The following is a 25,122-nucleotide window of genomic DNA, read 5'->3' as shown; positions in this document are numbered from 1 at the left end:
AATATTTAACGGCGTAAACAATCGACCGAGCAGCCTGACTGACGCAGGTTCTGCCTTAATCTAATTGTTCAGCCCAGTATACGGGTGGTCCTTAGTAATCTGAGCGTAGTGGCGTAGCTCATCGGCGGCCGCGACCAGGCGTTGCGCGAAATGAGCGCTGTTAGCTGCGTCAGGTACCAGTTCCCCAGCCGCCGTAAAGTTGGGTTCGGCATTCCACAACAGAACTGGTGTCGGCAAGACCAGCATCTTCAGCATTTGGAGGATGCCGACAAAGGAGGCCGCCGCCAACATACCGCCGTCACTGTACTTGGAGTAGGTCACGATTTGAACTGGCTTGGCTGCCACTTCGGGGCCCACGAAGTCCAACGCATTCTTGAGACTACCAGGAATGGCGTGATCGTATTCGGGACTCAAGATGAGGTAACCATCCTGATCGGCCAACACATCTAACCAGCGTTTCTCCGGTGCGGCCAAATGCTGAATGGGTTCAGACAATGGCGTCTCGGCATGGTCATACAGCGGTAACGGGTAGTCTTGCAAGTCGATCCACGTGTACGTCACGTCGGTCGTTGCCAAAGACCGCTGAAGATACTGAAAGAGCCGGCCCCCGAGTGAGTTTGTCCGCGTCGTTCCTAAAATTACTCCAATTTTTACTGTCATGTTTGTGGCCTCCTATTTTCATTGACAAAGCCAACTATAACATACGGGTTAACTAATTACAATAAAAACTAATTAATCATTTGATAACTAAAAGTAAGTGAATTGCCGCACGGTCACCTACACCTATCACAACGTGGCGTGGCACTTGGTTCGCTGACGGTTGATCTCTCAGGTCCTGGCGCGTCCCAAGACAGTTGGTTCTGCGCTTATTTTTACGCAAAAAAAACCGTCACCCGAAGGCAACGGTTCGTTTTTAGTACGTCATTACTTAAGCGTAACAGTACCACCAACGGCTTCAAGCTTTTCCTTGATGTCGTTAGCTTCGTCTTCAGAAACGCCTTCCTTGATGACAGATGGTACGTTGTCAACAAGACCCTTAGCGTCCTTCAAACCTAAACCAGTGATTTCACGGACAGCCTTGATGGCCTTAACCTTGGCGTCACCAGATTCAGTTAATTCAACGTCGAATGAATCCTTGGCAGCAGCGTCGCCACCAGCAGCACCGGCTGCAGCAACTGGGGCAGCAGCGGATACGCCGAATTCGTCTTCGATACCCTTAACTAAGTCGTTAAGGTCAGTAATGGATGCTTCTTTAAGAGAAGCGATGATAGCATCTTTATCAAAAGCCATGTTATTTTCCTCCAATAATTGGGTTTTATATTTATGTTTCAATCAGGGACTTAGGCTGCGTCGCCTTCGTCACCCTTGTCAGCAATCGCCTTAACAGCGTAAGCCACGTTCCGTACTGGTGCTTGTAAGACATTAGCCAGCATAGAGAGCAGGTCTTCACGGCTAGGCAACGTTGCGTAGGTGTTGATTTCGTCGATAGACATGATCTTGTCTTCGATGTAACCACCCTTGATTTCAAGGGCGTCAACACTATCTGCAAACTTCTTCAAAACTTTAGCTGGGGCGATTGGATCCTCGTCAGAGAAAGCAACGGCAGTAGGACCAGCGAAGAGTTCGTTTAAACCTTCGTAGCCAGCCTTTTCTGCAGCCCGGACCAAAACCTTGTTCTTGATGACGTTCATTTGAACGCCGGCGTCACGTAATTGCTTCCGTAAGTCCGTTACTTGTTCAACGGTTAAACCACGGTAGTCAACCACGATAGCACTGGTGGCGTTGTTGAATTTTTCAACAACCTCATCAACCTTTTTAGCTTTAATTGCAATAGCTTGTTCACTCAAATTGTTCACCTCCCGGAGTAGTTTGGTGGGATAAAAAAATCCCTATGCCACCAAGACATAAGGAGTCAAAAGTTTAAGTAAACTTCTGCCTCGGCAGGAAATTAAGACCATTAGGCCACCTGAGTCTTAGGTAGATCTATTAAATACAACTTCAATAGCATACAATACTTCGACATTGCTGTCAATGAATTGTTAGGGATTTTTTTATTTCTAATTAACTTAGGCTAATAAGGAAGCCAAGTCAACGTCGACACTAGGGCCGAACGTTGAAGAAATTGAAACGTGTTGAACGTAAGTCCCACGCACAGCGGCTGGGCGAATACGAACAATCGTTTCAGCAATGGTCTTCAAGTTGCCGGCAAGCTTGTCAGCATCAAAGGAAACCTTACCAAAAGGAACAGCGACGTTACCGTCACGGTCAGTCCGGTAGGTAACTTGACCATTCTTAGCATCGGAAACGGCCTTTTCGACGTTCATCGTAACCGTACCCGTCTTAGGGTTAGGCATTAAGCCCTTAGGACCTAAGACCCGACCTAAACGACCAACTTGGGCCATCATGTCTGGCGTTGCGATGGCAACGTCAAAGTCTAACCAGCCGTCTTGGATACGTTCAACTAAGTCTTGGTCGCCAACAACGTCAGCACCGGCAGCTTGTGCAGCCTTAGCTTGATCACCCTTAGCGAATACGATTACCGTGGTTTCCTTACCGGTACCATTTGGTAATACTAATGCGCCACGGAGTTGTTGGTCCGCTTGCTTCGTATCAACGTTAAGCTTGAAAGCAACTTCAACAGTTGCATCGAACTTAGCGAAATCCATCTTCTTAACTAAATCAACAGCGTCGCCCATAGTGTAGACCTTGTCAGCCTCGACCATTTTGGCAGCGTCTTGATAATTCTTACCTCGTTTGTGAGCCATTTTTGTGTATTCCTCCTTGCAAATGTGGTTGTAACGGATAAACCTCCCACTTGACACATTTCATTTTCGTGAAGTGTCCGACTATCCGAAAACTGAGCTTAACCTTCGACCGTGAAGCCCATGCTCCGGGCAGTACCTTCAATCATGCGCATAGCTGCTTCAACGTCAGCTGCGTTTAGATCTTGCATTTTAGTTTCAGCGATTTGCTTAACTTGATCCTTGGTTACAGTAGCAACCTTCTTCGTGTTAGGTTCGCCGGAACCACTTTCAACACCAGCAGCCTTCTTCAACAGAGTTGCTGCTGGAGGGGTCTTGGTGATGAAATCAAAGGAACGATCTTCATAGACACTGATCACAACAGGAATGATCATACCAGCTTGGTCAGCGGTACGAGCGTTGAATTCCTTAGTGAAGCCCATGATGTTGATACCTGCTTGACCTAAAGCTGGTCCAACTGGGGGAGCTGGGGTTGCTTTACCCGCAGGAATTTGTAATTTAACGACATTAGCTACTTTTTTAGCCACGAGACAATACCTCCTTGAGTCCGTGTGTGGTAAGTGGGGCTGTTAGTTTGCCCCTCCCACTTTGTGCATATGCGTCACGCATACCTGAGAATCATACCACACTTTACTAACCGCAACAAGTTCTTTTCTGAAAACATTGCGAAAACTGTGATGCCGGTCCTACTTCAGAATTGGATCGACTTGGTCGAAGTTCAGTTCAGTACTGGTTTCACGACCGAACATGTCGATGTTGACCTTCAACTTCATCTTTTCGTTGTCAACTTCGGTAATCTTCCCGACTAAGCCACTGAAGGCACCGTCCACGATCGTCACGGAATCGCCAGGCGCCACGTCCAGATCCGCGTGCCGCGCAGAAATACCGACCCGCCGCAAGATGCGTTCCACTTCGTCAGGCAACAGTGGCGTTGGCTTACTTCCTTGCCCATGAGACCCTAAGAACCCAGTAACACCAGGCGTGTTCCGGACGATGTACCAAGCTTGGTCACTCATCACCATTTCCACTAAGACGTAGCCAGGGAAGGTCTTTTCCATCGTGACCTTGTCCTTACCGTTCTTAACTTCGTGTTCCTCTTCTTCCGGCACAACCACGCGGAAGATGTTGTCTTGCATCCCCATTGATTCGGCCCGGGATTCCAAGTTTGCCATAACCTTGTTCTCGTAACCCGCGTAGGTGTGAAGAACGTACCATTGCTTTTCAGCTGACTCAACCATGTTTGGTGCACTCCTTTTAATATCATTGACTTTTCGAGCAAAATAAAAAAACTCCGTGTACACGAAGTTCCCTGTTACCAACTAATATAGCATATTTTACGTGATTTGACTACTGACAATTCCACTAGGAGAGGAACTTTAAGCCATATTGTACGACCCAGTCCACGACCGCAAAGAAGATTGCGAACAGAACTGAGATGCCAATCACAGTACCAGTATCATGCCGGGTCTGCTTAACGCCGGGCCAAGAAACTTGTTTCATTTCGGCTCCGACCGATTTGAAGAAACGGATTAAACGCATGGTGTTGCCTCCCTAAAATTAGTGTTTGTCATTGACGTCAAATTAACGGGTTTCACGGTGTAATGTGTGTTTACCACAGTATTTACAAAATTTCATAACCTCTAGTCGCTTGGTGCGGGTCGCACTTGCGGTGATGGTATAATTCCGCGACCCGCAAACTGAACAAGCCAAGGCAATTTTCCGTTGAGCCATCTTGCCACCACCTTTTATTAAAACCTAGCGTCACTCATACTGTAGTAGCTTACCATCGTTTGCCCTCCCCGTCAATCATTCCGCGAGCAGTTCGCGTAACTTCGCCTGGCTGCGGTGCGACGCTGCTTGGACTTGTGGCACGGTCAAATTTTGTTGCTGGCTGATGGCATGTAGAGATTGCCCGGTCAAAATGCCATGAAAAACGCCGTGTTCGACCGGTGATAACCGAGGTAAGACTTGATATACCGCCTCTTTAGCCTCGAGCTGTTCCCGTAACAACCAACGCTGATCCGATAACGTATCGGCAAAATACTCCGCCTCGGCCTCTAACGACAGCGATTGCTGCAACAGTTGTCGCTTCAATGCCTGACTTTGTCGAATCAAATCAAAGACCCGATGACGCAACCGCAGCCGATAAAACGCCCCGAAGCTCCGCGATAACTCGCGGTTGAAGCGCTGCACCGTGCTGCACAGAACCAACAGGGCCTCTTGATCCCAGTCTGCTTGTTCATAGCCTGGAATGAAATACTGCTTTTGGATGCGTTGCAACACGGGGTGGTAGCGCTCAAATAAAATCAGCAATGCGGGTGAATCCAGGTCTTGGCGGAGCAAGTCGATCAAGTCATCATCGGACAAATCAAACACGGGTAACGCCTCCCTTTACGTAGTCTTTTCAGTCTACGGGAGGTCACCACCGAGCCATAGCGAACGCTCGTTTAATGGGCAATTTATTTTGTTATAAACCGGTTGATCACCATGATTTAGTGTCTGCTGGCCGCCTACCGTTACGCGAAGCTCTAGGCTATGGTTGTGGTTGTCAGCCATCGCCGGTTTAGCCATTTGTGGGCGAAACTCTCCAGTTAAAGGCTGTTGTCTAAAGGTTGAAAGTTGAATTAATGTCTTGACTCCCCGAGCGACAGCGTTTTGTCCACTAGAACTAGTAAAACCAAGGCCTGCGTCAGCCAGGGTTCCGCCTGCTATGGGGAACACCTCCAGCCTGAGGAACGGGCTTCCGGTTCGCTTTGAAGCCTTGCCGAAACCGCAAATCTCCAAAGTCGTCCCACGCTGTAGGCTGAGAAAAAACCTCAGCCAACACCGTCGCCACAGCTGGCTCCACCCTGGCTGCCTCCGGCGGGGTGATGACCGCCTACAACAATGCGTTAGAGACTAGTCGCTAAATCAACTACCATCTGGGGTTAAGCCGACGGTTACTACCACACACCTTAGTTGGCGGACGGTAGGCGGCCAGCCACCACCATGTAAGCAAAAAAGCCGCACTCACGCACGACTTTTTTAGCGTTTCGTTTTCTTTGTCTTGGACCGCTGCGGTGACTTCTCCGGCTGTGCCATCATTTGGTCGCGCAGTTTTTCCAGCTTGTAGAGCTGTTGATCGTTCCACGGTGACTTGCGCACGATACCGCGGTCCGCAAACTCGCGGGCCGTTTGTTTGACCTCGTTTTGCGCCCGCTCGATGTCCGTCAGGAGTTCCCCCGCCGGAATCCGCAGTGCCCCTTCTGAAAAAATGGTCCACTGTTCGGCTTGGTCGCTGGTGGCGACCGTCACCTGGGTGAAGCGCGTCTGCCGTTCCTTGGCTAATTTTTCAATATAGCTATCCGCGGTCTCGTCACGATTGGTCCAGACGACCTCCAAGTCGAATTGCTTATAACTTTTGGAGATGCCTGGCACGTACATCGCGTCAAACACCACGGTGATTTTCGCATCCCGTAACTTCTTATAGTTGGCCAACATGTTCAGCAACTCGTCGCGGGCCTCGGGTAACCGGTCCGTTAATTTGAGCCGGTTGAGTTTGGGCCAATTGCCAATCATGTTATAGGCATCAACAATTAAAATGTCCTCTTTCATTGACTTGCTCCCTCGCTCATGCCGTTTGCTCAGTGTTGTACCGGGTGCCGTGAGCTAAAGCCCTGATACATCAGTAGGCCGGCCGCCACACTCGCGTTTAAGCTTTGGACTTGGCCCACCATGGGAATCGTCAACATCTCGTCGACGGTTTCCTTCAGCAGGCGGGAAATGCCCTTGCCTTCATTGCCGATGATCAACGCGCTAGCGCCCTTGGCGTCCCAGTCGCGGTAGTCGGTCCCGTTCATATCAGTCCCAAAGACCCACAGACCGCGGTCCTTCAATTCCTTGACCGTGTTGACCAGGTTGGTGACCCGAGCCACCGGCACCCGTTCGATGGCGCCCGTCGAGGTTTTCGCCACCACGGAGGTCAGGCCGACTGCCCGGCGTTTGGGAATGATGACCCCATGTACGCCGCTGGCATCCGCCGTCCGCAAGATAGACCCCAAGTTGTGGGGATCTTCGACACCGTCTAAGATCAAGAAGAATGGTGCTTCGCCGGCTTTATCGGCGTTCGCAAAGAGGTCGTCGATTGTGGCATAGGCAAAAGCCGCCACCCCCAGCGCCACGCCTTGGTGGTTTTGGTGATCCGTCAAAAGGTCTAATTTTTGCTTAGGGACTTCTGAAATGACCAAATGGCGTTTCTTGGCCAATTGCCGAATCTCATCAATGGCTTCGGCCTTCAGTCCGCTCTGCAAGAAGACCTTATTGATGGTCTGTTGGCTGCGCAGTGCGGCGACGGCTGGGTGCCGACCGATCACAAAGTCGCTGCTGGTTTCCGTGTTTGCTTGATTTTCTGTCATTATTCAGTCCGCCCCGCTTCTACTTGTTCAATGCACCACTGGCCGAGCTCATCCACCCGGTCTTGCTGTCCGCTCAACGCCAGGTAGCCCATCAAGGCTTCAAACCCGGTGGAAATGCGGTAAGTCACGACGTCCGTGTTCTTGGCGTGGGTGTAGCTCTTAGCGTTACGGCCCCGCTTAAACATGGTCCATTCGTCTTCGCTTAAAATTTTGTCCTGTCCCATCAGGTCGATCAACGCCGCTTGGGCCTTGGCCGACACGTAATGGGTGGCTTTCTTTTGTAAATGATTGGGCTTGGCCAAACCAGCCGCAATCAGGTGGCGGCGGATGATGACCTCATAGGCGGCATCCCCCATGTAAGCCAGCGCCACACCATTTAGTTGTTGATAATCTACTTCAGTTGTCATTAATTTCCCTTTCGCCAACGCGTCCCTTGGGGCGTGTCTTCCAAGATAATCCCTTGGTTCTTTAATTGTTCACGGATTTCATCACTGCGTTCAAAGTTCCGGGCCTTGCGGGCAGCTAACCGCTCGTCGATCAGGCCTTGAATCCGGTCGTCATCCAGTTCAGCCGCAGCGGTCAGCTTCACGCCAAAGACGCTCAACAATTCTGCCAGCGTTTGCCGCATGAATTTCAACGTCCCCGCAAAGACGACGGGGCGTTCCGCGTAAACGTTGCCGAGCCGCGAGAGTTCAAAGACTTCGGCGACCCCGTTTTGCACGTTAAAGTCATCGTCCATGGCGTCGATGTAGTCCGCCACGATTTGCCGGGTCTCTTGTTCGACCTTGGGATCATTGCCAACTTCGGCATCCTTGAGCCGGTAGCCCATGTTGTCGTAGGCCGTCTGGAGGCGTTCCAAATTACGTTCCGCAGTATCCAAGTTCTGTTGCGTGTACTGAATCGGCCGCCGATATTGCGTCGTGGCCATGAAGAAGCGCAACGTCTGGGGGTCAACGGTCTTTAAGATATCGTGGACCGTCACAAAGTTCCCCAGTGATTTGCTCATCTTCTCATCATCCTCGCCGACCGTGACGAAGCCGTTGTGGAGCCAGTAGTGGACAAATGGCTTGCCCGTCTTGGCTTCACTCTGAGCGATTTCGTTTTGGTGGTGCGGGAAGATCAGGTCTTCGCCACCGCCGTGGATGTCAAAGGTGTCGCCCAGGTAGTGCGTGGACATGACCGAGCACTCAATGTGCCAACCCGGCCGACCAGCGCCCCACGGGGATGGCCAAGAGATTTCTCCCGGCTTGGCACCCTTCCACAGGGCAAAGTCGACGGGGTCTTCCTTGCGGGCCGTTTCCTCGTCGTTGGTGTGCTGTGAGGCGCCCTCTTCCAGGTCATCCAAGTTCAAATGAGCCAATTCCCCGTAATGGGCAAACTTGTGGGCCCGGTAGTACACGTCCCCATCGACTGGGTAAGCATACCCCTTGTCAATCAAGTCCTGCACAAAGGCCACGATTTCTGGAATGTGGTCCGTCGCCCGCGGATTGACCGTCGCGGGTTCGATGTTCAACGCCGCCGTGTCTTCCTTGAAGGCCGCAATAAACTTATCACCTAATTCTGGCACCGTAATGCCTTCCTTACGCGCTTCATTAATCATTTTATCATCAACGTCTGTGAAATTAGAAACGTACTTCACCTGGTAGCCGCGGTATTCAAAGTACCGGCGAATGGTGTCAAAGGCAATGGCACTCCGCGCGTTTCCAATATGAATGTAATTGTAAACGGTCGGGCCACACACGTACATGTTGACCACTCCCGGGGTGATGGGTTCGAATGTTTCTTTTTGGCGAGTCATGGTATTAAAAACTCTGAGCATGCCGAAGCTCCTTTCGCATCATTAGTTAAATTCAGCCTGGGCCTAACACCCGGCCGCCGACTAAATGAGTTAGGTCCATTGTAGCATATTCCGGGGATAACAAAGAAGCCGAATGAAGCGCCAATTGGCCCTCATCCGGCTTCTTTACCAAATCATTAGCCTTCTAATTGGGCTAAGGTCTGGTGAATGTGTTGTAAGGCGGTCTCCCGTCCCACTAATTCGATGGATTCTGGTAATTCTGGTCCGTGCATTTCGTGGGTCACCGCGATCCGAATCGGCATCCATAATTGCCGACCCTTGATGCCCGTCTTAGCTTGAACTGCTTTGATGACGTGGAAGATTTCCACAGAATCAAAGAGGTCGAGCTTTTCGATTTGCGCAGCGAATTCCTTCAAAACGACGGGTGCCGTTTCGTTATTGATTTCGTCAAAGGCTTCACCACTGACTTGGTCGGGTTCTTCAAAGAAGACCGAAGCCATGTCGTTGATTTGTGCCATGTAGCTCATTTGCCGTTTGTACAGGTTGATCAGTTGGCGTGCCCATTCAATCTTTTGGTTGTCTGGGTTAGCCGGAATGTTGCCAGCCTTGATCAATTGCTTCAAGGCCAGATCCATGATCGTACTGTCGTCAGCATCCTTAACGTAACGGTTATTCAACCATTCCAGCTTATCACTGTCAAACGTGGCTGGTGAGGAGCTCAGCCGCGTTTCGTCGTACATCTTGATAAATTGCTTCCGGTTGAAGATTTCGTCTTCGCCCACTGGTGACCAGCCCAACAACAGAATGAAGTTGAACATGGCTTCTGGTAGGTAACCCAATTCCCGGTATTGTTCGATGAATTGTAAGACGGATTCGTCACGCTTGGATAACTTCTTCCCGGTATCCTTGCTGATGATCAGGCTCATGTGGCCAAACTTAGGTGCTTCCCAGCCGAATGCTTGGTAGATCATCAATTGCTTAGGCGTGTTGGCAACGTGGTCGTCACCCCGGAAGACGTGGCTGATCGCCATCTTGTGGTCATCCACGACAACGGCAAAGTTGTAGGTTGGCATGCCGTCACGCTTGGCAATGACAAAGTCCCCACCGATGGTATCGGAGTTGAAGGAGACGTGGCCCTTGACCATGTCGTCCCAGGCAAAGACTTCATCCTTAGGGACGCGGAAACGAATAACTGGCTTCAAGCCCTTGGCCTTGGCGTCAGCGATGGCCGCAGCCTTTTCGTCTTCCGTCATGCCAGCATATTCGTATTCGTAGTGTGGCATTTCCTTACGTGCCTTTTGGGCTTCCCGGTCGGCTTGTAATTCTTCTTCCGTCCGGTAAGATTCGTAAGCTTTGCCTTCGTCCAGCAATTGTTGGATCAATGGGGTGTAAATGTCACGGCGTTCAGACTGACGGTAAGGACCGTAGTCGCCACCGACGTCAGGACCTTCGTCCCAATCCAAACCAAGCCACTTTAAGTTTTCTAATTGGCTCCGTTCACCGTCAGCAATGTTCCGTTTCGTATCTGTATCCTCGATCCGAATGATGAACTTACCCTTGTTGTGACGGGCAAATAAATAGTTAAAAATGGCTGTCCGGGCATTACCAATGTGCAAATGACCGGTTGGGCTCGGAGCGTACCGAACCCGAATTGAATTTTTCGCCAAAACGTTTGCGCCTCTTTCTAAAGTTTTTTTCATAATCAATAGTCAATTATGACAGAATGTCTTAATTTTACAATGCTCAGGCGGAAAAAGAAAGGACTCACTCCTAATCCGCCGCATAAATTTAAATTTGGGTGGTCGATTGCCAGCCACAGCGGCTGTTGCTGGCCACCTGCCGTTCGCCAAATTCTAGGGGGGTAGATGTGTTCTGTTGCCTGGGGGTGTTGCTGGCCGCCTACCGTTCGCCAAATATGAGACTGGATCGCGGTGGGCGGCCGGGTCGAGCCAAAAGACGGTCTCGACACCTCGCTTTGAGCCGAAGCCCGCGTCTCAAAGACGCCAGTTTTCTAAACGGCCCAGCCCGCCGCTAAGAAAACTCCCACGGCTAAGCTCATATTTGGCGAACTCTCAGCTACATTACGAACGACTACCTGCCGGAAGCTACCAGGGACGGAGCCAGCTGTGTCGACGGTGTTGGCTGAGGTCCTTTCTCAGCCTACAGCGTGGGGCGACTTCAGAGACTCGCGGGGTTGTGCGAGGCTTTGAAGCGAGATTCCAGACCGCTTTCCAGGCTGGAATCGCCCCCCATAGCAGGCGGAGTCCCTGATAGCTGGAGGCAACTGGCTCACACCAACGTTAGCTGCGTAAAGAAAAAGAGAGCCGGACATTTGCCCGAGCTCTCGTCACGCCTAACGCTGTTGCTTGGCGTTGCGACCTTTTTTCTTGTCTTTTTCTTGGTCTTCAATGTTCTTAGTCGAATGCAGTGGCTTGGCAAAGATCATTCGCCCAGCATCCGTCTGGATGGCACTGGTGACGACCACATCCAATTGCTTGTTGATGAAGTAGCGCCCGTCTTCGACCACGACCATGGTGCCGTCGTCGAGGTAAGCCACCCCTTGTTGGCGTTCCGTCCCGTTTTTCACGACCATCACGTGGAGATTTTCTCCCGGAATGACCCGTGGTTTCAGGGCGTTGGCTAACGAGTTGATGTTTAAGACCTGAACATTTTGGAACTGAATGACTTTGTTCAAGTTATAGTCGTTGGTCACGATGACCCCACCATTTTGCTTGGCCAAGGCGATCAGCTTACTGTCGACTTCTGGAATGTCTTCGAAGTCGCCTTCGTACATTTCAATCGGCATGATGTGTTCATTTTGTAACTTGTTCAAAATATCCAGCCCACGCCGACCCCGGACCCGTTTGATGGAGTCACTGGAATCCGCAATGTACTGCAGTTCATACAGGACAAAGTTAGGGACCAACAACGTGCCTTCTAAGAAACCCGTCTTGGCCAAATCGTAAATCCGGCCATCAATTAAGATGTTGGTATCCAAAATCTTATAATGGTGGAAATTCGGTTCGGTTTCCTTGTCCAAAACCTTCTTGTCGGCCTCTTCTTCGGCCTTCTTGCCCCGCGGTTGAAACAGCTTGCGCCACTCTTCCAGCCGAATCTTGCTCAATCGTGCGCCAATCCGGAAGCCAAAGTAACCGAAAAGCAGCATCAGAATCCACGGAATCACGGTGCCGATGAAGAAGGACGGCACGTGAAAGAGGAATTGCGAAATCAATAAGGCTAACGCCAACCCCACAATCGTCAAGAGGCTCCCGAAGATGATGGTCATCGGGTTTTGCTTATTCAGGTAAGTTTCGATTCGATTGATCAGCCGCAAGATCACGTTCGCGAAGAGTAATCCGAGAATGAGGAAAATAATAGCTCCAAGCAAAATATTCACGAACACGTTGTCGATCAAGCGGTTGGTCACGCCAAGTAGGAGCCAGGCCCGGGAGAAGTACGCTGCCCCCATGACCCCACCTAAGATGGCGAAGATAATTAAAACAACCGTTTTTTTACGCATATTTGTTCACCTCCCTTCAAGGTCCCTGACGTCTAAACGCCGAGGGCTAATTTTAACGTCTGCCGTAACGTGGAGACACCAACGACTTCAATGCCCTTTGGTGCAGTCCACCCTTGCAGATTGTTTTTAGGAACAAAAATCCGTTTGAAACCCAGTTTTTTGGCTTCGGCAACCCGGGATTCCACCCGGTTGACCCGCCGAATCTCGCCCGTCAACCCGACTTCACCCACGAAACAATCGGTCGGCGCAGTCGCGGTATCCCGGTAACTGGAGGCAATCGCTAAGGCAATCGCCAAGTCGATGGCGGGTTCGTCTAATTTGACACCCCCGGCCGCCTTGAGGAAAGCATCCTGGTTTTGGAGCATCAAATTGGCCCGCTTTTCCAGCACCGCCATCAACAAGGAAACCCGATTGCGGTCCAACCCACTGGAGGTCCGTTGCGCGTTACCAAAGACTGATGGCGTAATCAACGCCTGCACTTCGACCAGAATTGGCCGGGTTCCTTCCATTGAGACCACGATGGCCGAACCAGTCGCGTCCTTGAGCCGTTCTTCTAGGAAAATTTCCGACGGATTGGCGACCTCATACAGGCCACCCTCCCGCATTTCAAAAATGCCTAACTCGTTGGTCGAGCCAAACCGGTTCTTGACCGCCCGTAAGATTCGGTAGGTGTGGTGCAAATCGCCCTCGAAGTACAGCACGGTATCCACCATGTGCTCCAAAATCTTGGGTCCAGCAATCGCGCCACCCTTGGTCACGTGGCCGACAACAAAGATGGTAATGCCATTGGTCTTAGCAATCTGCATCAGTTCACCCGTCACGGCCCGAATTTGCGATACGGAGCCAATGGCCGATTCAATGCCCGGCGCCTGCATGGTTTGGACAGAGTCAATGACCACGTAGTCCGGCTGCATTTGTTCGATGTTGGCCCGAATGCTGGCCATGTCCGTTTCCGGATACAGATATAAGTTGTCACTGTTAACGACCAGCCGATCCGCACGCATCTTGATTTGCGAGGCACTTTCTTCCCCTGAAACGTAAAGGACCTTGCCACCGGTCTCGCTCAATTGACCAGAAACCTGCAACAACAGTGTGGACTTCCCAATCCCCGGGTCGCCCCCAATCAGAATCAGGGAACCGGCAACGATACCGCCCCCCAAGACCCGGTTGAGTTCTTCCATCTGCGTCTTGGTCCGCGTTTCCGTGGAATGCTTAATGTCTTTCATTAATTGGGGGTGCGATTGCGCACTTCCCACTGCGGTCCGCGTCGATTGGGGCTTCGCCTTAGCGGCCGTAGGGGTCACGACCTCCTCGACCATGGTGTTCCACTCGCCACAATTTGGACAACGTCCCAAATACCGCGGTGAACTGTAATCACAATTTTGACAAACGTAAGTTGTTCTTGGTTTAGCCACGAAGATCCCCCTTTTTCTTAGTCTGAATACCTTTATTTTAGCATATCTAGCGGGCAATCCCCCACTAGTCTGTCAACGACAATTCTAAAGTTTTAGTTACGGTCCGAGGAACCAAAGCCCCCAGTCCGCTGCTGTTGCGGCGCCTGCTCGTCATCGGCCAGCAGATAAGGCATGAACAGCCCTTGAGCAATGCGTTGCCCTTTTTTAATGACCTGATCTTTCAGCCCCACGTTAATTAATTGAACGAAAATTTCACCCTCGTTCTTTTCGTTGTTGTAGTAATCTGCGTCGATGACACCGATACCGTTGGGTAAAATCAGGCTGTGTTTCAGTGGGTTACTCGACCGGTTAGCCAAAACTAACACCTCACCTGGTTGCATGTAAGCCTTGATACCCGTGGGCACTAACCAGGGCTTGAGGTCACTTTGCCCCGCCAATAATTCCTCGGCCGTTAACTCATCTTGGTGCCGGAGCCGTTTGAAGGCGTGCAGTAGGTCGTGATGCCAAATGGATGGTAACGTGAAATCCGCGGCACACTCAAAGTCGTAGCCCGCGGCCTGCTTCGTGGTGCGATATGGCAGCTTGATTCCCTGGTTGGCATATTTACTAACAATTTCAAATCCGCGTTGCATGACAAGCACTCCTTCGATAATCTTTTACATTATTATTCATTGATTCCAACAGTCAATAGCTTGGCTAAATTGTTGGCGCTGTTGCCAACTGGTCTAGCACCTAACCGTGAGTGTTTCATTTTACCATGAATCTGCCGTGACGCAATCCTTTTATTTGCCGGAAAACCGGGCATTGAACCGTAGCCGGAACTACAGAAATTTCTCCTTCCGCTACCCTAATTCACGGCCAAGGACGCGGCAATTGGCCTAGGTCAGTCCTGACGCCGTCAACACCAGCCCTTCTAAGCATAAGCAACCTGCCCGCAGATTACCAGCAAAAGTATGTTCGGCCACCACTTTTTTTCTTCGCGAAAAGGAGTTGACAATGACCGGCGGATAGACCAGAATTAAAGGCGAGACTGGTCATGAAAGGAGTTCACCCATGACGATTACGGAACAGCCTGGCCAATTACAATTGGTACAAGACGAACAGCTGTTGGCGCGCCTACACTACCTGTGTTTGAGCGACCGCAGTTGGGTGCTGGAACAAATTTTTGTCCGGCCCTCACAGTCTGCCACCACGTTAGCTGACCAACTGATAAAACGTTTTACTGAACTGGCAACCGCCCAATCGGTGACGGTCAACCTGCTGGATCCGTACGCCAAACGGTACTTCAGCCACCATCCCGCCGACCAGGCAATCCTGGCGGCCAACCAGTTACCCGTCACCGGTGACGCGGCGGTCAAACCAGTCGCCTTACACCTACACACAGAAGAGGAGTAGTTAAGATGGATCAAAACGCATTGAAAGCTTTAGTGGGTCAAGAAGCCGTTAAGTACGTCCAAGATGGCATGATTTTAGGAATTGGGACCGGGTCGACCGTTCGCTACATGATCGACGCCCTCGGCGAACGCGTGAAGAATGAAGGCCTGAGCATCGTTGGTGTGGCCACGTCTGACCGTTCCGCTAAGCAAGCTGAATCACTGGGCATCACCATCAAGCAATTGGACGAAGTCGATCACCTCGACTTGACCATTGATGGCGCCGACGAAATCGACGACAACTTCCAAGGCATCAAGGGTGGCGGGGCTGCCCACCTCTGGGAAAAGATTGTGGCCATCAACTCTACCAAGAACATGTGGATCGTGGATGAAAGCAAAATGGTCCATCACCTGGGCAAGTTCCCCTTACCACTGGAAGTCATCCCCTTTGGCTCCAGCCACGTCTTGGAAAAACTAGACAAGATGGGCTTCAACCCCACCTTCCGGATGAAAGAAGACGGTAGCCACGTCTTGACTGATTCTAAGAACTACATCATCGACCTGCACCTGGGTCGTATCGACCATCCCCACGAACTCGCCAACACCTTAAATGGTATCGTCGGCGTCGTGGAACACGGTCTGTTCTTGGACACGGTCAACACGGTCATCGTTGGCCGCCAAGACGGGCCAGAAGTCCTGAACGCCCGTGACTAATTAAATTAACTCTCAGCACCGCTACTTTCTGTACTGGAAAGTTAGCGGTGCTTTTTTGCTTCGAAGACCGACATAGAGGCGCATTGGCCGCCTTACCGTTCGCTACGGTGGCTGTTAACAAAATAACTGGTTTGATCCAGACACCGGCTGCTCACAACCGCTTAGTGCGAAACACTTTTCTGAATCCGTCAATCTCGCCGAAGGAGGCCAGGCTTTCAAGCGAGCAGGACGACCGTTTCTCGGGCTAGAGGCGTTCCCTATTGCAGGTGGGCCCCCCTGCCAGCCACAGGTAGGGGCTTATCCCATCCCATAGTTACTGAACGGTAAGGCGGATAACCCTGTCCCGTCGCCAAAAACATCCCGCTTACGCAGCAACTAACAAGCGGCAACCATGAAATGATTCGCACAGTAGTGTATCATATTTTATATAAGTGATTTTAAAATCTTAAATGAGCGAGGTAATTTCATGGAAACGACACAGTTAAGTAACGGCGTCACCATCCCCATGCTAGGATTTGGCACCTACTTAATCGACAGTAAGGACGTCCCCGCCGCCATCAAGACGGCTCTGGACGCGGGTTATCGGCATTTAGATTGTGCCCACATTTACGGCAACGAACCAGCCGTTGGGGCCGCTATCAAGGCTTCCGGTGTTGACCGGTCCGACCTATTTATCACGTCTAAAGTCTGGAACGCCGATCAAGGCTACGACAAGACGCTGGCCGCCTTCGATAAGACCTTGAGTGACTTACAATTGGACTACCTGGACCTCTACTTGATTCACTGGCCGAACGAAGAAAACTTCGACCTGACGCTGGACACCTGGCGCGCCTTGGAAACCTTGTACCAACAAAAGAAGGTCCGGGCCATCGGCGTTTCTAACTTCTCTGAAGACCAATTAGAAAGGGTCTTCGCCATGGCGACCGTCAAGCCAATGGTCAACCAAATCGAACGCCACCCCTACAAGGTGCAAGCCGAATTGGGTAAATTTGACACGGACAATGGCATCGTCAATGAGGGTTATTCCCCAATTGGCCACGGCCACTTGATTCTTGAAGACCCCGTCATCACCAAGCTGGCTGACAAGTACGGCAAGTCCCCCGCCCAAATCGTCTTGCGGTGGCAAGTCGACACCGGCTTCGTGGTCTTCCCCAAGTCATCCAAGCCAGCCCGGGTACGAGAAAACTTTGAAATCTCTGGGTTTAATCTGACTGCAGAGGAAATTGCGGAGATTAATGCTTTGGATCAGGACAAGCACTTAAACTACGATTAATCGTAAAATGCTCGATACGCCATGTATCGAGCATTTTTTATACGCCGCTACAGCTAAAAAACCGACGAAGCTAAAGTAGCCTCTGGCATGGGAATTGATCTCAGTACTGCCGTTAACATGTTTCTCGTGGAAATTAGTAAAACTAACAAGTTACCCTTTACGCCAACTGGGGAGCCTAATTTCCCAGAGATTTGGCATGACGATCCCCAAGATATTGCCGACTTTAACCAACATATCGGATTATCCGACGATGGGAGTGACTCTGGAAAAGAAAGCGCAGATTAAACAAGGTCATATTTACTGGGTGAATGCGGAACCGCATGCTGGTCACGAAGAAGGTGGCTATAATGTGCATCGCAGAAATATTCGCCGTCCTGTCGTGGTAATTTCAAACAACCAGTATAACCAGGGCGGCATGTCCATCGTTTTTCCAATCACCTCAAGGCAGGAACGCAGTCGCTATTTACTCCCAGTGATTGTCAAACATTCATCAAACATTATTCTGACCCAAATTTTAGGGTATGATATGCTAGCCAGACAGGCTGAGGACACTGGCATCACCCTCCCTCCTAAACAACTGGCTTACCTAAAAGAAATCGTTAAAAGAATGCTTTAACCACATTTCATAAATCTGAAGGACTTCCACGGGCGAAATTGGCGGAAGCCCTTTGACTGTTCTTGCCTCAACCAGCTCAAGTTAACCGCCCGCCATTTTTCCTAATGCGCGATGGAAAAAGTGACAGCCAACGTAAAAACTCCCAACTTTTCGTTTGCCTATACAAAAAATGAGAAGATTGGAGTACAATGAGAGAACAAGATAGGAGAGTGACGTCATTGAGTAAAAAAATCACGGCGGATCAAACCGCCCGTTATCAACAAGCTTTAGCTGCTGACCCCACCGCAAAGGTTTTGGAACGCGCTGTCAGCCACCAAGGTATTTTAGCAACCTCTGCCGATTACGCTTCCGAGACCGACATGACCCCAGTGTTCTCCATTGATTTGGACACTGGCAAGGTTGCCAACCAAAAGCAAAGTGGCCGTTGCTGGATGTTTGCCGCATTGAACACGATGCGTCATCACTTAGCCGACCTGTTTAACCTGAGCGATTTCGAATTATCGCAGAACTACACGAACTTCTGGGACAAATTTGAAAAAGCCAACTACTTCTACGAAAATGTCTTGGCCACTGCTGACCAACCCACGTCTAGTCGTAAGGTGGCCTTCTTAATGGCGACCCCACAACAAGATGGGGGTCAATGGGACATGCTGTGTGCCATCATCCAAAAATACGGGATCGTGCCAAAGTCGGTCATGCCCGAAACCTACAACAGCTCCAAGTCTAGCGAACTGAACAGTACGTTGAACTTAAAGTTGCGCAAAGACGCTGTTACCCTGCGGAAATTAGTCGCCGACAAGGCCAGTGATGCTGATATCGCGGCTGCTAAGGACAAGATGCTTGGCGAAGTTTACCGCTTACTGAGCTTCTCGTTAGGCCAACCTGTGGATAAATTTGACTTCGAATACCGCGACGATGATAAGAACTACCACATCGACAAGGGCTTGACGCCAAAGTCTTTCTTCGACAAGTACGTGGACTGGGACTTGAACGATTACGTTTCCATCATCAATGCCCCAACTGACGACAAGCCATACAACCATACTTACACGGTTGAAATGCTGGGTAACGTGGTCAGCGGCCGTCAAGTCAAGCACTTGAACGTCTCCATGAAGGACTTCAAGCAACTGGCTATCAAGCAACTACAAGCCGGTCAATCCGTTTGGTTCGGCTGTGATGTCGGCCAATCTTCCGAACGGCAAAAGGGGATCATGGACACCAAGTACTACGACAAGGATGCCCTCTTCAACATCGACTTCTCCACGACTAAGGCGCAACGCCTGGACTACGGGGAAAGCATGATGACCCACGCCATGGTCTTGACCGGTGTAGATCTGGTCGACGGCCAACCAACCAAGTGGAAGGTCGAAAACTCATGGGGCGAAAAGGTCGGTACCAAGGGCTACTTCGTCATGAGTGACGCCTGGATGGATGAATACTGCTACCAAGTCGTCGTCAACAAGCAATTCTTACCTGACGACTTGAAGCACATCCAAGAAACAGAAGAACCAACGGTCTTAGCGCCTTGGGATCCAATGGGTGCTTTGGCTTAATCGCGTAAATGAAAAAGGTATCGGAATCCTTGAGAGGTTCCGGTACCTTTTGTTTTACCCTAGTCAAACTTAATTCGCTTCTGGAGATGAAGTGATTTTAGTTTTCGCGAGCGGCGTGATCCTTAGAATGCGCATTGTTTTGCCCATAGTAAGCGTTGGCGCCATGCTTTCGCAAATAATGCTTGTCCAACAGGTATTGTGGTAATTCACGGTTAGCCCGCGTCAATTGTAACGTGTGATAATCCTCTTCAGCCACGACTTCTAAGACCTTAGCATTGTAAACAGCCTTATCTGGTGTTGGCCCCCAAGCAAACGGTCCATGTTGGCTGACCAGTGCGGCGGGAATCGCTTCGTAGTCTAATCCCCGTTCGTTAAAAGTCTTAACGATAGTTTTGCCCGTGTTCCCTTCATAATCTTCTTCGATTTCTTGCTTAGTTAATGCATCCGCTGCAGGAACATCCCCATAGAAAGTATCCGCATGTGTCGTGTTCATAGCTGGTACGTCCATCTTAGCCCCAGCAAATGACACAGCCCACGGAGAATGCGTATGCACAATCCCACCAATCTTAGGAAAATGATTGTACAAGTACGTATGCGTTGGCGTGTCACTAGATGGGTTCATGTCCCCTTCAACGACTTTACCATCCAGGTTGACAACTACCATATCGGCTGGCTTCAAATCATTGTAATCAACCCCTGAAGGCTTGATGACGTATAGACCCTTTTCTCGGTCAATTCCAGAAACATTACCCCAAGTAAATGAGACCAGACCCAGTTCTGGCAGACGCATGTTGGCGTCATAGACTTCTTGTTTTAACTTTTCAAGCATGTGACTATTCTCCTTTAATTCGTGATTTTAACTGGTTCTTGCGTGATTCCAACTTTTTCAAACAATTGGTCAAAGAAGCGCTTAGCAGCCTTGACTTCTTCTACTGCATCATCAGTCGTTCCCGTCCACATTTCAATGGTATAACTTCCTGAGTAGTTCAACCGTTCGAGTAAGCGTAAGCACCCCTCAAAGTCAACACAGCCTTCTCCAAAGGGAACTTCTTTGAACTTTCCTTTAAAGGTTGGTGTAACCGGCAACGTATCCTTCAAATGAACCGCCGCAACGTGTTCGATATTGTTTTTCAAATCTTCAACCACGTTGTTTTCAGGCCAAGCCGAAATGTTACCCAGGTCCGGGTATCCCTGAAGAAATGGACTCTTGATCATTGACTTGTAATGAGCAATTTTACTCATCGAATTAATGAACGGATCGTCCATCGTTTCAATGGATAACGTGACTAACTTTTCAGCGGCCATGTGAACACACTTCGCCAGATTTTCGGTGAAGTATTCTCGCGACTGAACCGTCTTCTTTTCGTAGTAGACATCATAACCGGCCATTTGGATATTGCGGATACCCAAGTCCACTGCCAAATTAATTGCTTTTTGCATCATTTCCAAAGCCTTGGCACGGATCTCTGGATCAGCCGACCCCAACGGAAAACGACGATGACCAGACAACATCATGGTATTGATTCGGCTATTGGTCCGCCACATAGCTTCCCGAAAAGCAGTCCGCTGTTCTTTGGTCCAATCCAGCCGTGCCAGTCGTTCGTCACTTTCATCAATTGAGAATTCTAAAAAGTTAAAGCCTAACTCATGAACTAAATTAAACTTTTCTTCCCAAGTTAAATCTTGTGGTAATGCTTTTTCATAAATTCCTAGTGCATTCACAGTCACTTTGCTACACCCTCCTGAAAATTCTTCAAGTCTTGCCAATGACCATCTAACGCGGTTAATAAGCTCACGTAAGCCCGGTACTTTTGGTTATACAGTGCCACTTGGTCGGGCTGTGGCTCGTAACGCACCTTGACTCGTGACATTTGAGCAACTGCCGTTTCTAGGTCTGGGTACTGCCCAACCCCGACAGCTGAAGTAATAGCACCACCCAAGCCGCCTAATTCATTAGCCGTAACCAGTTCAATCGGCAAGTTTAAAATATTGGCAAACATTTGCACCCAATTAGGTGAATTGGTTCCGCCACCAGACATTCGAACGACTTGTGGCTGATGTCCCAAGACTTTCAACAGCTTCTCAACGTGATATCGATGGGCAAACGCAATCCCTTCATAGACAGCCCGAATCATTTCTGATTTGGTCGTTGCACTACGCAACCCAATAAATGCGCCTGAAGCGTCAGGATCCGCATTACTCCCATATAAAAATGGAAAGTAGATCAGTTTGGTAAATGCCGCATCCGTATTCTCAAGAAAGACTTCCAAGTTATCATAAATCGATTTGCCACTGGCCTCAGCATCACGTTGTTCCGCCGTCATTAACATCTTGATAACGATAGCTAAGTTACCAGCTGAGGTTGGACTAGAAGCTTCAATTAGCTTTTTCCCAGTAGGAAAGATAGAGTTCATCAATCCACTGTTTTCAGAAGCCATTTTGTCATTGGGAAAGATATTCATATTCCACGTTCCCGCAATTAGACTGAACTTGTCATTGTCCAAAACGCCTGTCGCAATTGCGCAAGCATCAATATCAAACATCCCACCAAATACAGGTGTCCCCGCCTGAATACCAGTGAGTTGTTGAGCTTCCTTGGAAATATGCCCACAAAGGTCTGTTGCCTGCACTAACCGCGGCATTTTTGCGGCCACTTCGGGGATTCCAAAGAACTCAAACAGCCGTGAATCATAGTTCTGCGTATCAAGATTGATCAAATTATTGCCAGAAACATCGCCAATTTCTTGGTAAATCTCACCCGTCAGCAGAAAGCGTACAAAGTCTTTGTTCGACAAGACCGTTCCAATTTGCTGATAACGCTGAGGCGCATTTTCTTTTAGCCACCGCAAAATAACTGGTGCTTGACTGGCCATAACATGCTGATGACTGATATCAAAAATTTCATGAACGCGTTGCTCGAACCCAATCGCCAGTTCTTCAGCACGATTATCTGCCGAAAGAATGCCATTCATAAAGATTCGATGCTGCTGATCCAAGACGTACAAGCCTTTGCCGTGTCCCACTGTTGAAATCCCAGTAATTTGGTCGCCATCAATTTTTGCCTTGTCCAGTGCTGACTGAATGGCAACGCCCAAATCTTTTCGTAGTTCATTTAAATCGATTTCATGAAAACCAGGATGCGGTTCCCGATTCTTCGTCGGAAACGCTGCAACCGCCAATTGGTTACCTTGCTCATCAAAGATTGCTACCTTTGTATTTGTCCCACCGTTATCAATCGTTAAAAAGTGGTTTGCCATGGTTACAGCCTCCTAATCGATGTCGATGGCGTAAATAGCGACCTGATTGGCTTCACGATTGGCTGATAACAGATAAGTCTGACCATCCTTTTCATAGACGGTCACGTTACTTGGGCCAACTTGCTTGTCAATCAATTGTGCATCAAGGTGATCGCTGGTAATTAACTCCAGATTTTGCTTACCAGACCGCCAACCAAAGATAAAGTAATCACGGTCGCCTAACTTGCCGCCCCAAATAGCGTGTCCAAATGGTGTATTCGCTTCGCTCCGCGTAATAGAGTTAAAGTGTTCATCTGATACGCGTAAGTAAGGACCGTGAAAGCCTTCAATCGTCAAATATTCTTCTCGGCCATCCTGATTAATATCAGCACTGAAAATATCAGAGGTCTCAATATCTGACAATTGTTCTAGCTGCCAATCGGCCGTTGCTGTTGGTGGTGTTAATTTAAAAATCCCTTGAACTCCGGTAATTAACGAATAGCCGTTCATCCGCTTGTAACCGTGGTTTTTAGTCAGCGTGAAGTTAGGCAATGAACGCAAATTATCTACTCGAACAGCAGCATCGTCATAATCACCGACCCAAACTTTGCCAGGATCCGTCCAATCATCAGTATCTTTCTTAGAATTGGCAATGGAACAGCCCACATACCAGTACCCTTTGCCATCAGCCTTAGGGAGAATGTCAAACCGGTGGATGTATGGAAAATCTCCAACAATTGTTTGATCCCAGTCCTGACCATTAAAGGTCTCTTTAACAATGCGGCAAGCCGCTGAGTTAAAACCAGGGTAGAACTTCTGAGTAGCCAAAAAGTTCAGCGTTCCGGGAATTTGAACCATCGTCATGGTTCCCCCAACATCGGGCCAGACAGTCGTCCGTTGGTAATCATTGTTCAAATCATAGGCATAGCAAGGCTTATTTTCTTCCGAAGCCACCACGATAAAGTCATGGTCACCATGTTGTAGCCTCATAATGGCGTAACAATGATCCAATTCATCTTTAAAAATCTTTTCAAACTTCAATGTGCTTCCTCCAAATCTCTTGTTAACCGGTTAACTAAAACTGTAAAGCAGAACCACTCCTGTAAGAGAGTGGTTCACTTAAACCATTTAGATTACCTTTTTTATCAATACTGCGTCTATCTATGCGTTAACGTGATTCAATGGCTTCCCATCACGAATGAACGAAATCAAGTTGCGAGAGGCCTCTTGAGCAATGGCTACCCGTGCTTCCAAAGTTCCAGTCCCGGCATGTGGTGACATGATAACATTGTCTAAAGCCCGCAAGTCCGCAGAAACATTTGGTTCATTTTCGAAGACGTCTAAACCAGCACCAGCAATTTGGCCAGTCTTCAAGGCGGTAACCAAGTCAGCTTCCTTGATCAGAACACCCCGTGCAGCGTTGACAATGTAAGCTGTATTCTTCATCTTGCTGAAGACATCTGCATTGAAAATACCAGTCGTTGATGGCAAAGCTGGCGCATGTAACGTAATCACATCCGCAGTCTTAACCAATGTATCAAAGTCAACGTAAGTGACATCTAACTTGTTTTCTAAATCACTGTCAAGTCGACGAACATCATTGTAAATAACCTTCATGCCTAAGGCTTGGCAGAAGCGACCAACTTCAGAACCAATTCGGCCCATACCATAAATCCCTAAAGTCTTACCTTGTAAGCTCATGCCCATGTACTTTTCTTCGGAAACATCCATCCAGTCGCCACGACGAACGACCTTGTCATAGAAGTATAGCCGACGAACCGTAGCCAGTAATAAGGCAAAAGTCATTTCAGCAGTTGGAACCCGAACACCCATTGGGCAGTTAGAAACAACGATACCTTTTTCTTTAGCGTAAGCAATATCAATGTGATCAAAACCAACACCGTTGGCGGTAATAATTTTCAAGTTCTTACCGGCATCAATCAATTCACGGTCAGCCTTAGTTCCCATTAACAGCAAACCATCAAATTGGGCAAGGTTAGCTAAAATCCATTCACGAGTTTCTTTTTCTGGTTCATAAGTCACATCGAAGACTTCTCGTAATTCAGTCAATCCAGCTTCTGGAATGATTCCCGTAACTAATACTTTTGCTTTACTCATAAGATGTACGCTCCTTAAAGTGTCTTGTCTTTGACAACGGTTACAAATGTCTCACGGTGTCAAGTTATTAAGTTATTCGCTTAACTTTCTATCAAAACAGTTATATATCCTGATAGAGCATCAAGCCTAGTGCCTGTTAATTCGGTCTAAAAATCAGTAAACTGAATAATTTGGTGGTAATTCAATCAAACTTAATTTAGAATGTGGTTAAGCGGTTAACTAACTTTACAAGAAGAATTCTAAAGCTATTATACTGATTTGTCAACCGTCGATTTTAAACTTGTTGTTAGTATTGTTAGCGATTGCATTGCCTGGCGGTCAATCTGCAACCGTTTTAATTTAATTTCTGC

The 25,122-nt window shown here is 49.0% G+C and carries 27 protein-coding genes, 1 pseudogene and 1 other annotated feature; of the genes and pseudogenes, 6 read left to right on the top strand and 22 right to left on the bottom strand.

The window, feature by feature from the left end; genetic code table 11:
* Positions 1–60: 60 nt before the first annotated feature.
* The 17 genes from EKM83_RS05435 to EKM83_RS05355 all read right to left on the bottom strand — a co-directional run bounded on the left by EKM83_RS05435 (position 61) and on the right by EKM83_RS05355 (position 14,521).
* Complete coding sequence (locus EKM83_RS05435; RefSeq protein WP_125575619.1) at positions 61–660, bottom strand: NADPH-dependent FMN reductase; 600 nt, start codon at positions 658–660, stop codon at positions 61–63.
* A gap of 264 nt (positions 661–924) precedes the next feature.
* On the bottom strand, positions 925–1,290 hold the full coding sequence (rplL, locus tag EKM83_RS05430) for a 50S ribosomal protein L7/L12 (protein WP_125575618.1): 366 nt from the start codon (positions 1,288–1,290) through the stop codon (positions 925–927).
* Between the two features lie 50 nt (positions 1,291–1,340).
* On the bottom strand, positions 1,341–1,847 hold the full coding sequence (gene rplJ / locus EKM83_RS05425; RefSeq protein ID WP_125575617.1) for a 50S ribosomal protein L10: 507 nt from the start codon (positions 1,845–1,847) through the stop codon (positions 1,341–1,343).
* A gap of 24 nt (positions 1,848–1,871) precedes the next feature.
* Positions 1,872–1,996: a sequence feature (ribosomal protein L10 leader region), on the bottom strand.
* Between the two features lie 70 nt (positions 1,997–2,066).
* Complete coding sequence (rplA, locus tag EKM83_RS05420; RefSeq protein ID WP_125575616.1) at positions 2,067–2,765, bottom strand: 50S ribosomal protein L1; 699 nt, start codon at positions 2,763–2,765, stop codon at positions 2,067–2,069.
* A 98-nt stretch (positions 2,766–2,863) separates the two neighbouring features.
* Positions 2,864–3,289, bottom strand: coding sequence for a 50S ribosomal protein L11 (gene rplK / locus EKM83_RS05415; RefSeq protein ID WP_020088139.1), 426 nt, complete (start codon positions 3,287–3,289; stop codon positions 2,864–2,866).
* A 159-nt stretch (positions 3,290–3,448) separates the two neighbouring features.
* A complete protein-coding gene (gene nusG / locus EKM83_RS05410; RefSeq protein WP_125575615.1) occupies positions 3,449–4,000 on the bottom strand; it encodes a transcription termination/antitermination protein NusG in 552 nt (183 codons plus the stop codon).
* 124 nt (positions 4,001–4,124) lie between these two features.
* Positions 4,125–4,301 (bottom strand): preprotein translocase subunit SecE, encoded by a 177-nt coding sequence (gene secE, locus EKM83_RS05405; protein ID WP_125575614.1) that lies wholly within the window; start codon positions 4,299–4,301, stop codon positions 4,125–4,127.
* A 42-nt stretch (positions 4,302–4,343) separates the two neighbouring features.
* Positions 4,344–4,493, bottom strand: a complete 150-nt coding sequence (rpmG, locus tag EKM83_RS05400) for a 50S ribosomal protein L33 (RefSeq protein ID WP_082153174.1) — start codon at positions 4,491–4,493, stop codon at positions 4,344–4,346.
* A gap of 75 nt (positions 4,494–4,568) precedes the next feature.
* Positions 4,569–5,138, bottom strand: coding sequence for a sigma-70 family RNA polymerase sigma factor (locus EKM83_RS05395; protein WP_125575613.1), 570 nt, complete (start codon positions 5,136–5,138; stop codon positions 4,569–4,571).
* A 648-nt stretch (positions 5,139–5,786) separates the two neighbouring features.
* Positions 5,787–6,356, bottom strand: a complete 570-nt coding sequence (locus EKM83_RS05390) for an NYN domain-containing protein (protein WP_125575612.1) — start codon at positions 6,354–6,356, stop codon at positions 5,787–5,789.
* Between the two features lie 29 nt (positions 6,357–6,385).
* A complete protein-coding gene (gene rlmB, locus EKM83_RS05385) occupies positions 6,386–7,156 on the bottom strand; it encodes a 23S rRNA (guanosine(2251)-2'-O)-methyltransferase RlmB (protein WP_125575611.1) in 771 nt (256 codons plus the stop codon).
* Complete coding sequence (locus tag EKM83_RS05380; RefSeq protein ID WP_125575610.1) at positions 7,156–7,563, bottom strand: Mini-ribonuclease 3; 408 nt, start codon at positions 7,561–7,563, stop codon at positions 7,156–7,158. The genes rlmB and EKM83_RS05380 overlap by 1 nt, the downstream gene beginning before the upstream one ends.
* On the bottom strand, positions 7,563–8,975 hold the full coding sequence (gene cysS, locus EKM83_RS05375; RefSeq protein WP_125575609.1) for a cysteine--tRNA ligase: 1,413 nt from the start codon (positions 8,973–8,975) through the stop codon (positions 7,563–7,565). The genes EKM83_RS05380 and cysS overlap by 1 nt, the downstream gene beginning before the upstream one ends.
* A 155-nt stretch (positions 8,976–9,130) precedes the next feature.
* A complete protein-coding gene (gltX, locus tag EKM83_RS05370; protein WP_125575608.1) occupies positions 9,131–10,621 on the bottom strand; it encodes a glutamate--tRNA ligase in 1,491 nt (496 codons plus the stop codon).
* Between the two features lie 686 nt (positions 10,622–11,307).
* The gene (locus EKM83_RS05365) at positions 11,308–12,474 is read right to left on the bottom strand and encodes a PIN/TRAM domain-containing protein (protein ID WP_125575607.1); all 1,167 of its coding nucleotides are present in this window, start codon (positions 12,472–12,474) and stop codon (positions 11,308–11,310) included.
* Between the two features lie 32 nt (positions 12,475–12,506).
* The gene (gene radA / locus EKM83_RS05360) at positions 12,507–13,889 is read right to left on the bottom strand and encodes a DNA repair protein RadA (RefSeq protein ID WP_125575606.1); all 1,383 of its coding nucleotides are present in this window, start codon (positions 13,887–13,889) and stop codon (positions 12,507–12,509) included.
* A gap of 92 nt (positions 13,890–13,981) precedes the next feature.
* The gene (locus EKM83_RS05355) at positions 13,982–14,521 is read right to left on the bottom strand and encodes a dCTP deaminase/dUTPase family protein (protein WP_125575605.1); all 540 of its coding nucleotides are present in this window, start codon (positions 14,519–14,521) and stop codon (positions 13,982–13,984) included.
* Positions 14,522–14,942: 421 nt separating this feature from the next.
* On the opposite strand from EKM83_RS05355, the gene EKM83_RS05350 reads away from it, so the two are divergent.
* The 6 genes and pseudogenes from EKM83_RS05350 (at position 14,943) to EKM83_RS05325 (ending at position 19,418) form a co-directional block, all read left to right on the top strand.
* The gene (locus EKM83_RS05350; RefSeq protein ID WP_125575604.1) at positions 14,943–15,284 is read left to right on the top strand and encodes an N-acetyltransferase; all 342 of its coding nucleotides are present in this window, start codon (positions 14,943–14,945) and stop codon (positions 15,282–15,284) included.
* 5 nt (positions 15,285–15,289) lie between these two features.
* Positions 15,290–15,976 (top strand): ribose-5-phosphate isomerase RpiA, encoded by a 687-nt coding sequence (rpiA, locus tag EKM83_RS05345; protein WP_125575603.1) that lies wholly within the window; start codon positions 15,290–15,292, stop codon positions 15,974–15,976.
* A gap of 466 nt (positions 15,977–16,442) precedes the next feature.
* A complete protein-coding gene (locus EKM83_RS05340) occupies positions 16,443–17,249 on the top strand; it encodes an aldo/keto reductase (protein WP_125575602.1) in 807 nt (268 codons plus the stop codon).
* A 69-nt stretch (positions 17,250–17,318) separates the two neighbouring features.
* Positions 17,319–17,534 (top strand): annotated as a pseudogene (locus EKM83_RS05335) (hypothetical protein); the annotation flags it as partial.
* Positions 17,446–17,865, top strand: a complete 420-nt coding sequence (locus tag EKM83_RS05330; protein ID WP_125575600.1) for a type II toxin-antitoxin system PemK/MazF family toxin — start codon at positions 17,446–17,448, stop codon at positions 17,863–17,865. The pseudogene EKM83_RS05335 and the gene EKM83_RS05330, both read left to right, overlap by 89 nt.
* Before the next feature lie 218 nt (positions 17,866–18,083).
* On the top strand, positions 18,084–19,418 hold the full coding sequence (locus EKM83_RS05325) for a C1 family peptidase (RefSeq protein WP_125575599.1): 1,335 nt from the start codon (positions 18,084–18,086) through the stop codon (positions 19,416–19,418).
* A gap of 97 nt (positions 19,419–19,515) precedes the next feature.
* On the opposite strand, the gene EKM83_RS05320 is transcribed toward EKM83_RS05325, so the two are convergent.
* From EKM83_RS05320 to EKM83_RS05300, 5 genes are all read right to left on the bottom strand, one after another.
* Positions 19,516–20,247: an L-ribulose-5-phosphate 4-epimerase gene (locus EKM83_RS05320; protein ID WP_125575598.1), complete on the bottom strand. Its 732-nt coding sequence runs from the start codon at positions 20,245–20,247 to the stop codon at positions 19,516–19,518.
* A gap of 14 nt (positions 20,248–20,261) precedes the next feature.
* Positions 20,262–21,146 carry an L-ribulose-5-phosphate 3-epimerase gene (locus EKM83_RS05315; RefSeq protein WP_125575597.1) on the bottom strand — a complete coding sequence of 295 codons (885 nt, stop codon included), beginning with the start codon at positions 21,144–21,146 and terminating at the stop codon, positions 20,262–20,264.
* Complete coding sequence (locus EKM83_RS05310; RefSeq protein ID WP_125575596.1) at positions 21,143–22,675, bottom strand: FGGY-family carbohydrate kinase; 1,533 nt, start codon at positions 22,673–22,675, stop codon at positions 21,143–21,145. The genes EKM83_RS05315 and EKM83_RS05310 overlap by 4 nt, the downstream gene beginning before the upstream one ends.
* Before the next feature lie 12 nt (positions 22,676–22,687).
* Entirely contained in the window at positions 22,688–23,695 is a 1,008-nt protein-coding gene (locus EKM83_RS05305; protein ID WP_125575595.1) for a hypothetical protein, read from the bottom strand.
* Positions 23,696–23,815: 120 nt separating this feature from the next.
* The gene (locus EKM83_RS05300; protein ID WP_125575594.1) at positions 23,816–24,772 is read right to left on the bottom strand and encodes an NAD(P)-dependent oxidoreductase; all 957 of its coding nucleotides are present in this window, start codon (positions 24,770–24,772) and stop codon (positions 23,816–23,818) included.
* Positions 24,773–25,122 lie beyond the last annotated feature (350 nt).

Origin of the sequence: Levilactobacillus angrenensis, from assembly GCF_003946085.1 — a bacterium.
Classification (GTDB): Bacteria; Bacillota; Bacilli; order Lactobacillales; family Lactobacillaceae; genus Levilactobacillus; species Levilactobacillus angrenensis.
Note: the sequence above shows the minus strand (reverse complement) of the source record. Positions and strands in the feature narration are given on the sequence as shown.

Excerpts from the sequence above, each read along its gene's own strand:
- EKM83_RS05320 (WP_125575598.1), bottom strand. The coding sequence starts at position 20,247 with ATGCTTGAAAAGTTAAAACAAGAAGTCTATGACGCCAACATGCGTCTG.
- EKM83_RS05340 (WP_125575602.1), top strand. The coding sequence starts at position 16,443 with ATGGAAACGACACAGTTAAGTAACGGCGTCACCATCCCCATGCTAGGA.
- EKM83_RS05380 (WP_125575610.1), bottom strand. The coding sequence starts at position 7,563 with ATGACAACTGAAGTAGATTATCAACAACTAAATGGTGTGGCGCTGGCT.
- secE (WP_125575614.1), bottom strand. The coding sequence starts at position 4,301 with ATGCGTTTAATCCGTTTCTTCAAATCGGTCGGAGCCGAAATGAAACAA.
- EKM83_RS05390 (WP_125575612.1), bottom strand. The coding sequence starts at position 6,356 with ATGAAAGAGGACATTTTAATTGTTGATGCCTATAACATGATTGGCAAT.
- EKM83_RS05365 (WP_125575607.1), bottom strand. The coding sequence starts at position 12,474 with ATGCGTAAAAAAACGGTTGTTTTAATTATCTTCGCCATCTTAGGTGGG.
- rplA (WP_125575616.1), bottom strand. The coding sequence starts at position 2,765 with ATGGCTCACAAACGAGGTAAGAATTATCAAGACGCTGCCAAAATGGTC.
- cysS (WP_125575609.1), bottom strand. The coding sequence starts at position 8,975 with ATGCTCAGAGTTTTTAATACCATGACTCGCCAAAAAGAAACATTCGAA.
- nusG (WP_125575615.1), bottom strand. The coding sequence starts at position 4,000 with ATGGTTGAGTCAGCTGAAAAGCAATGGTACGTTCTTCACACCTACGCG.
- rplL (WP_125575618.1), bottom strand. The coding sequence starts at position 1,290 with ATGGCTTTTGATAAAGATGCTATCATCGCTTCTCTTAAAGAAGCATCC.
- rlmB (WP_125575611.1), bottom strand. The coding sequence starts at position 7,156 with ATGACAGAAAATCAAGCAAACACGGAAACCAGCAGCGACTTTGTGATC.
- EKM83_RS05435 (WP_125575619.1), bottom strand. The coding sequence starts at position 660 with ATGACAGTAAAAATTGGAGTAATTTTAGGAACGACGCGGACAAACTCA.
- rpmG (WP_082153174.1), bottom strand. The coding sequence starts at position 4,493 with ATGGCTCAACGGAAAATTGCCTTGGCTTGTTCAGTTTGCGGGTCGCGG.
- EKM83_RS05350 (WP_125575604.1), top strand. The coding sequence starts at position 14,943 with ATGACGATTACGGAACAGCCTGGCCAATTACAATTGGTACAAGACGAA.
- EKM83_RS05300 (WP_125575594.1), bottom strand. The coding sequence starts at position 24,772 with ATGAGTAAAGCAAAAGTATTAGTTACGGGAATCATTCCAGAAGCTGGA.
- rpiA (WP_125575603.1), top strand. The coding sequence starts at position 15,290 with ATGGATCAAAACGCATTGAAAGCTTTAGTGGGTCAAGAAGCCGTTAAG.
- EKM83_RS05355 (WP_125575605.1), bottom strand. The coding sequence starts at position 14,521 with ATGCAACGCGGATTTGAAATTGTTAGTAAATATGCCAACCAGGGAATC.
- EKM83_RS05310 (WP_125575596.1), bottom strand. The coding sequence starts at position 22,675 with ATGGCAAACCACTTTTTAACGATTGATAACGGTGGGACAAATACAAAG.
- EKM83_RS05330 (WP_125575600.1), top strand. The coding sequence starts at position 17,446 with ATGACGATCCCCAAGATATTGCCGACTTTAACCAACATATCGGATTAT.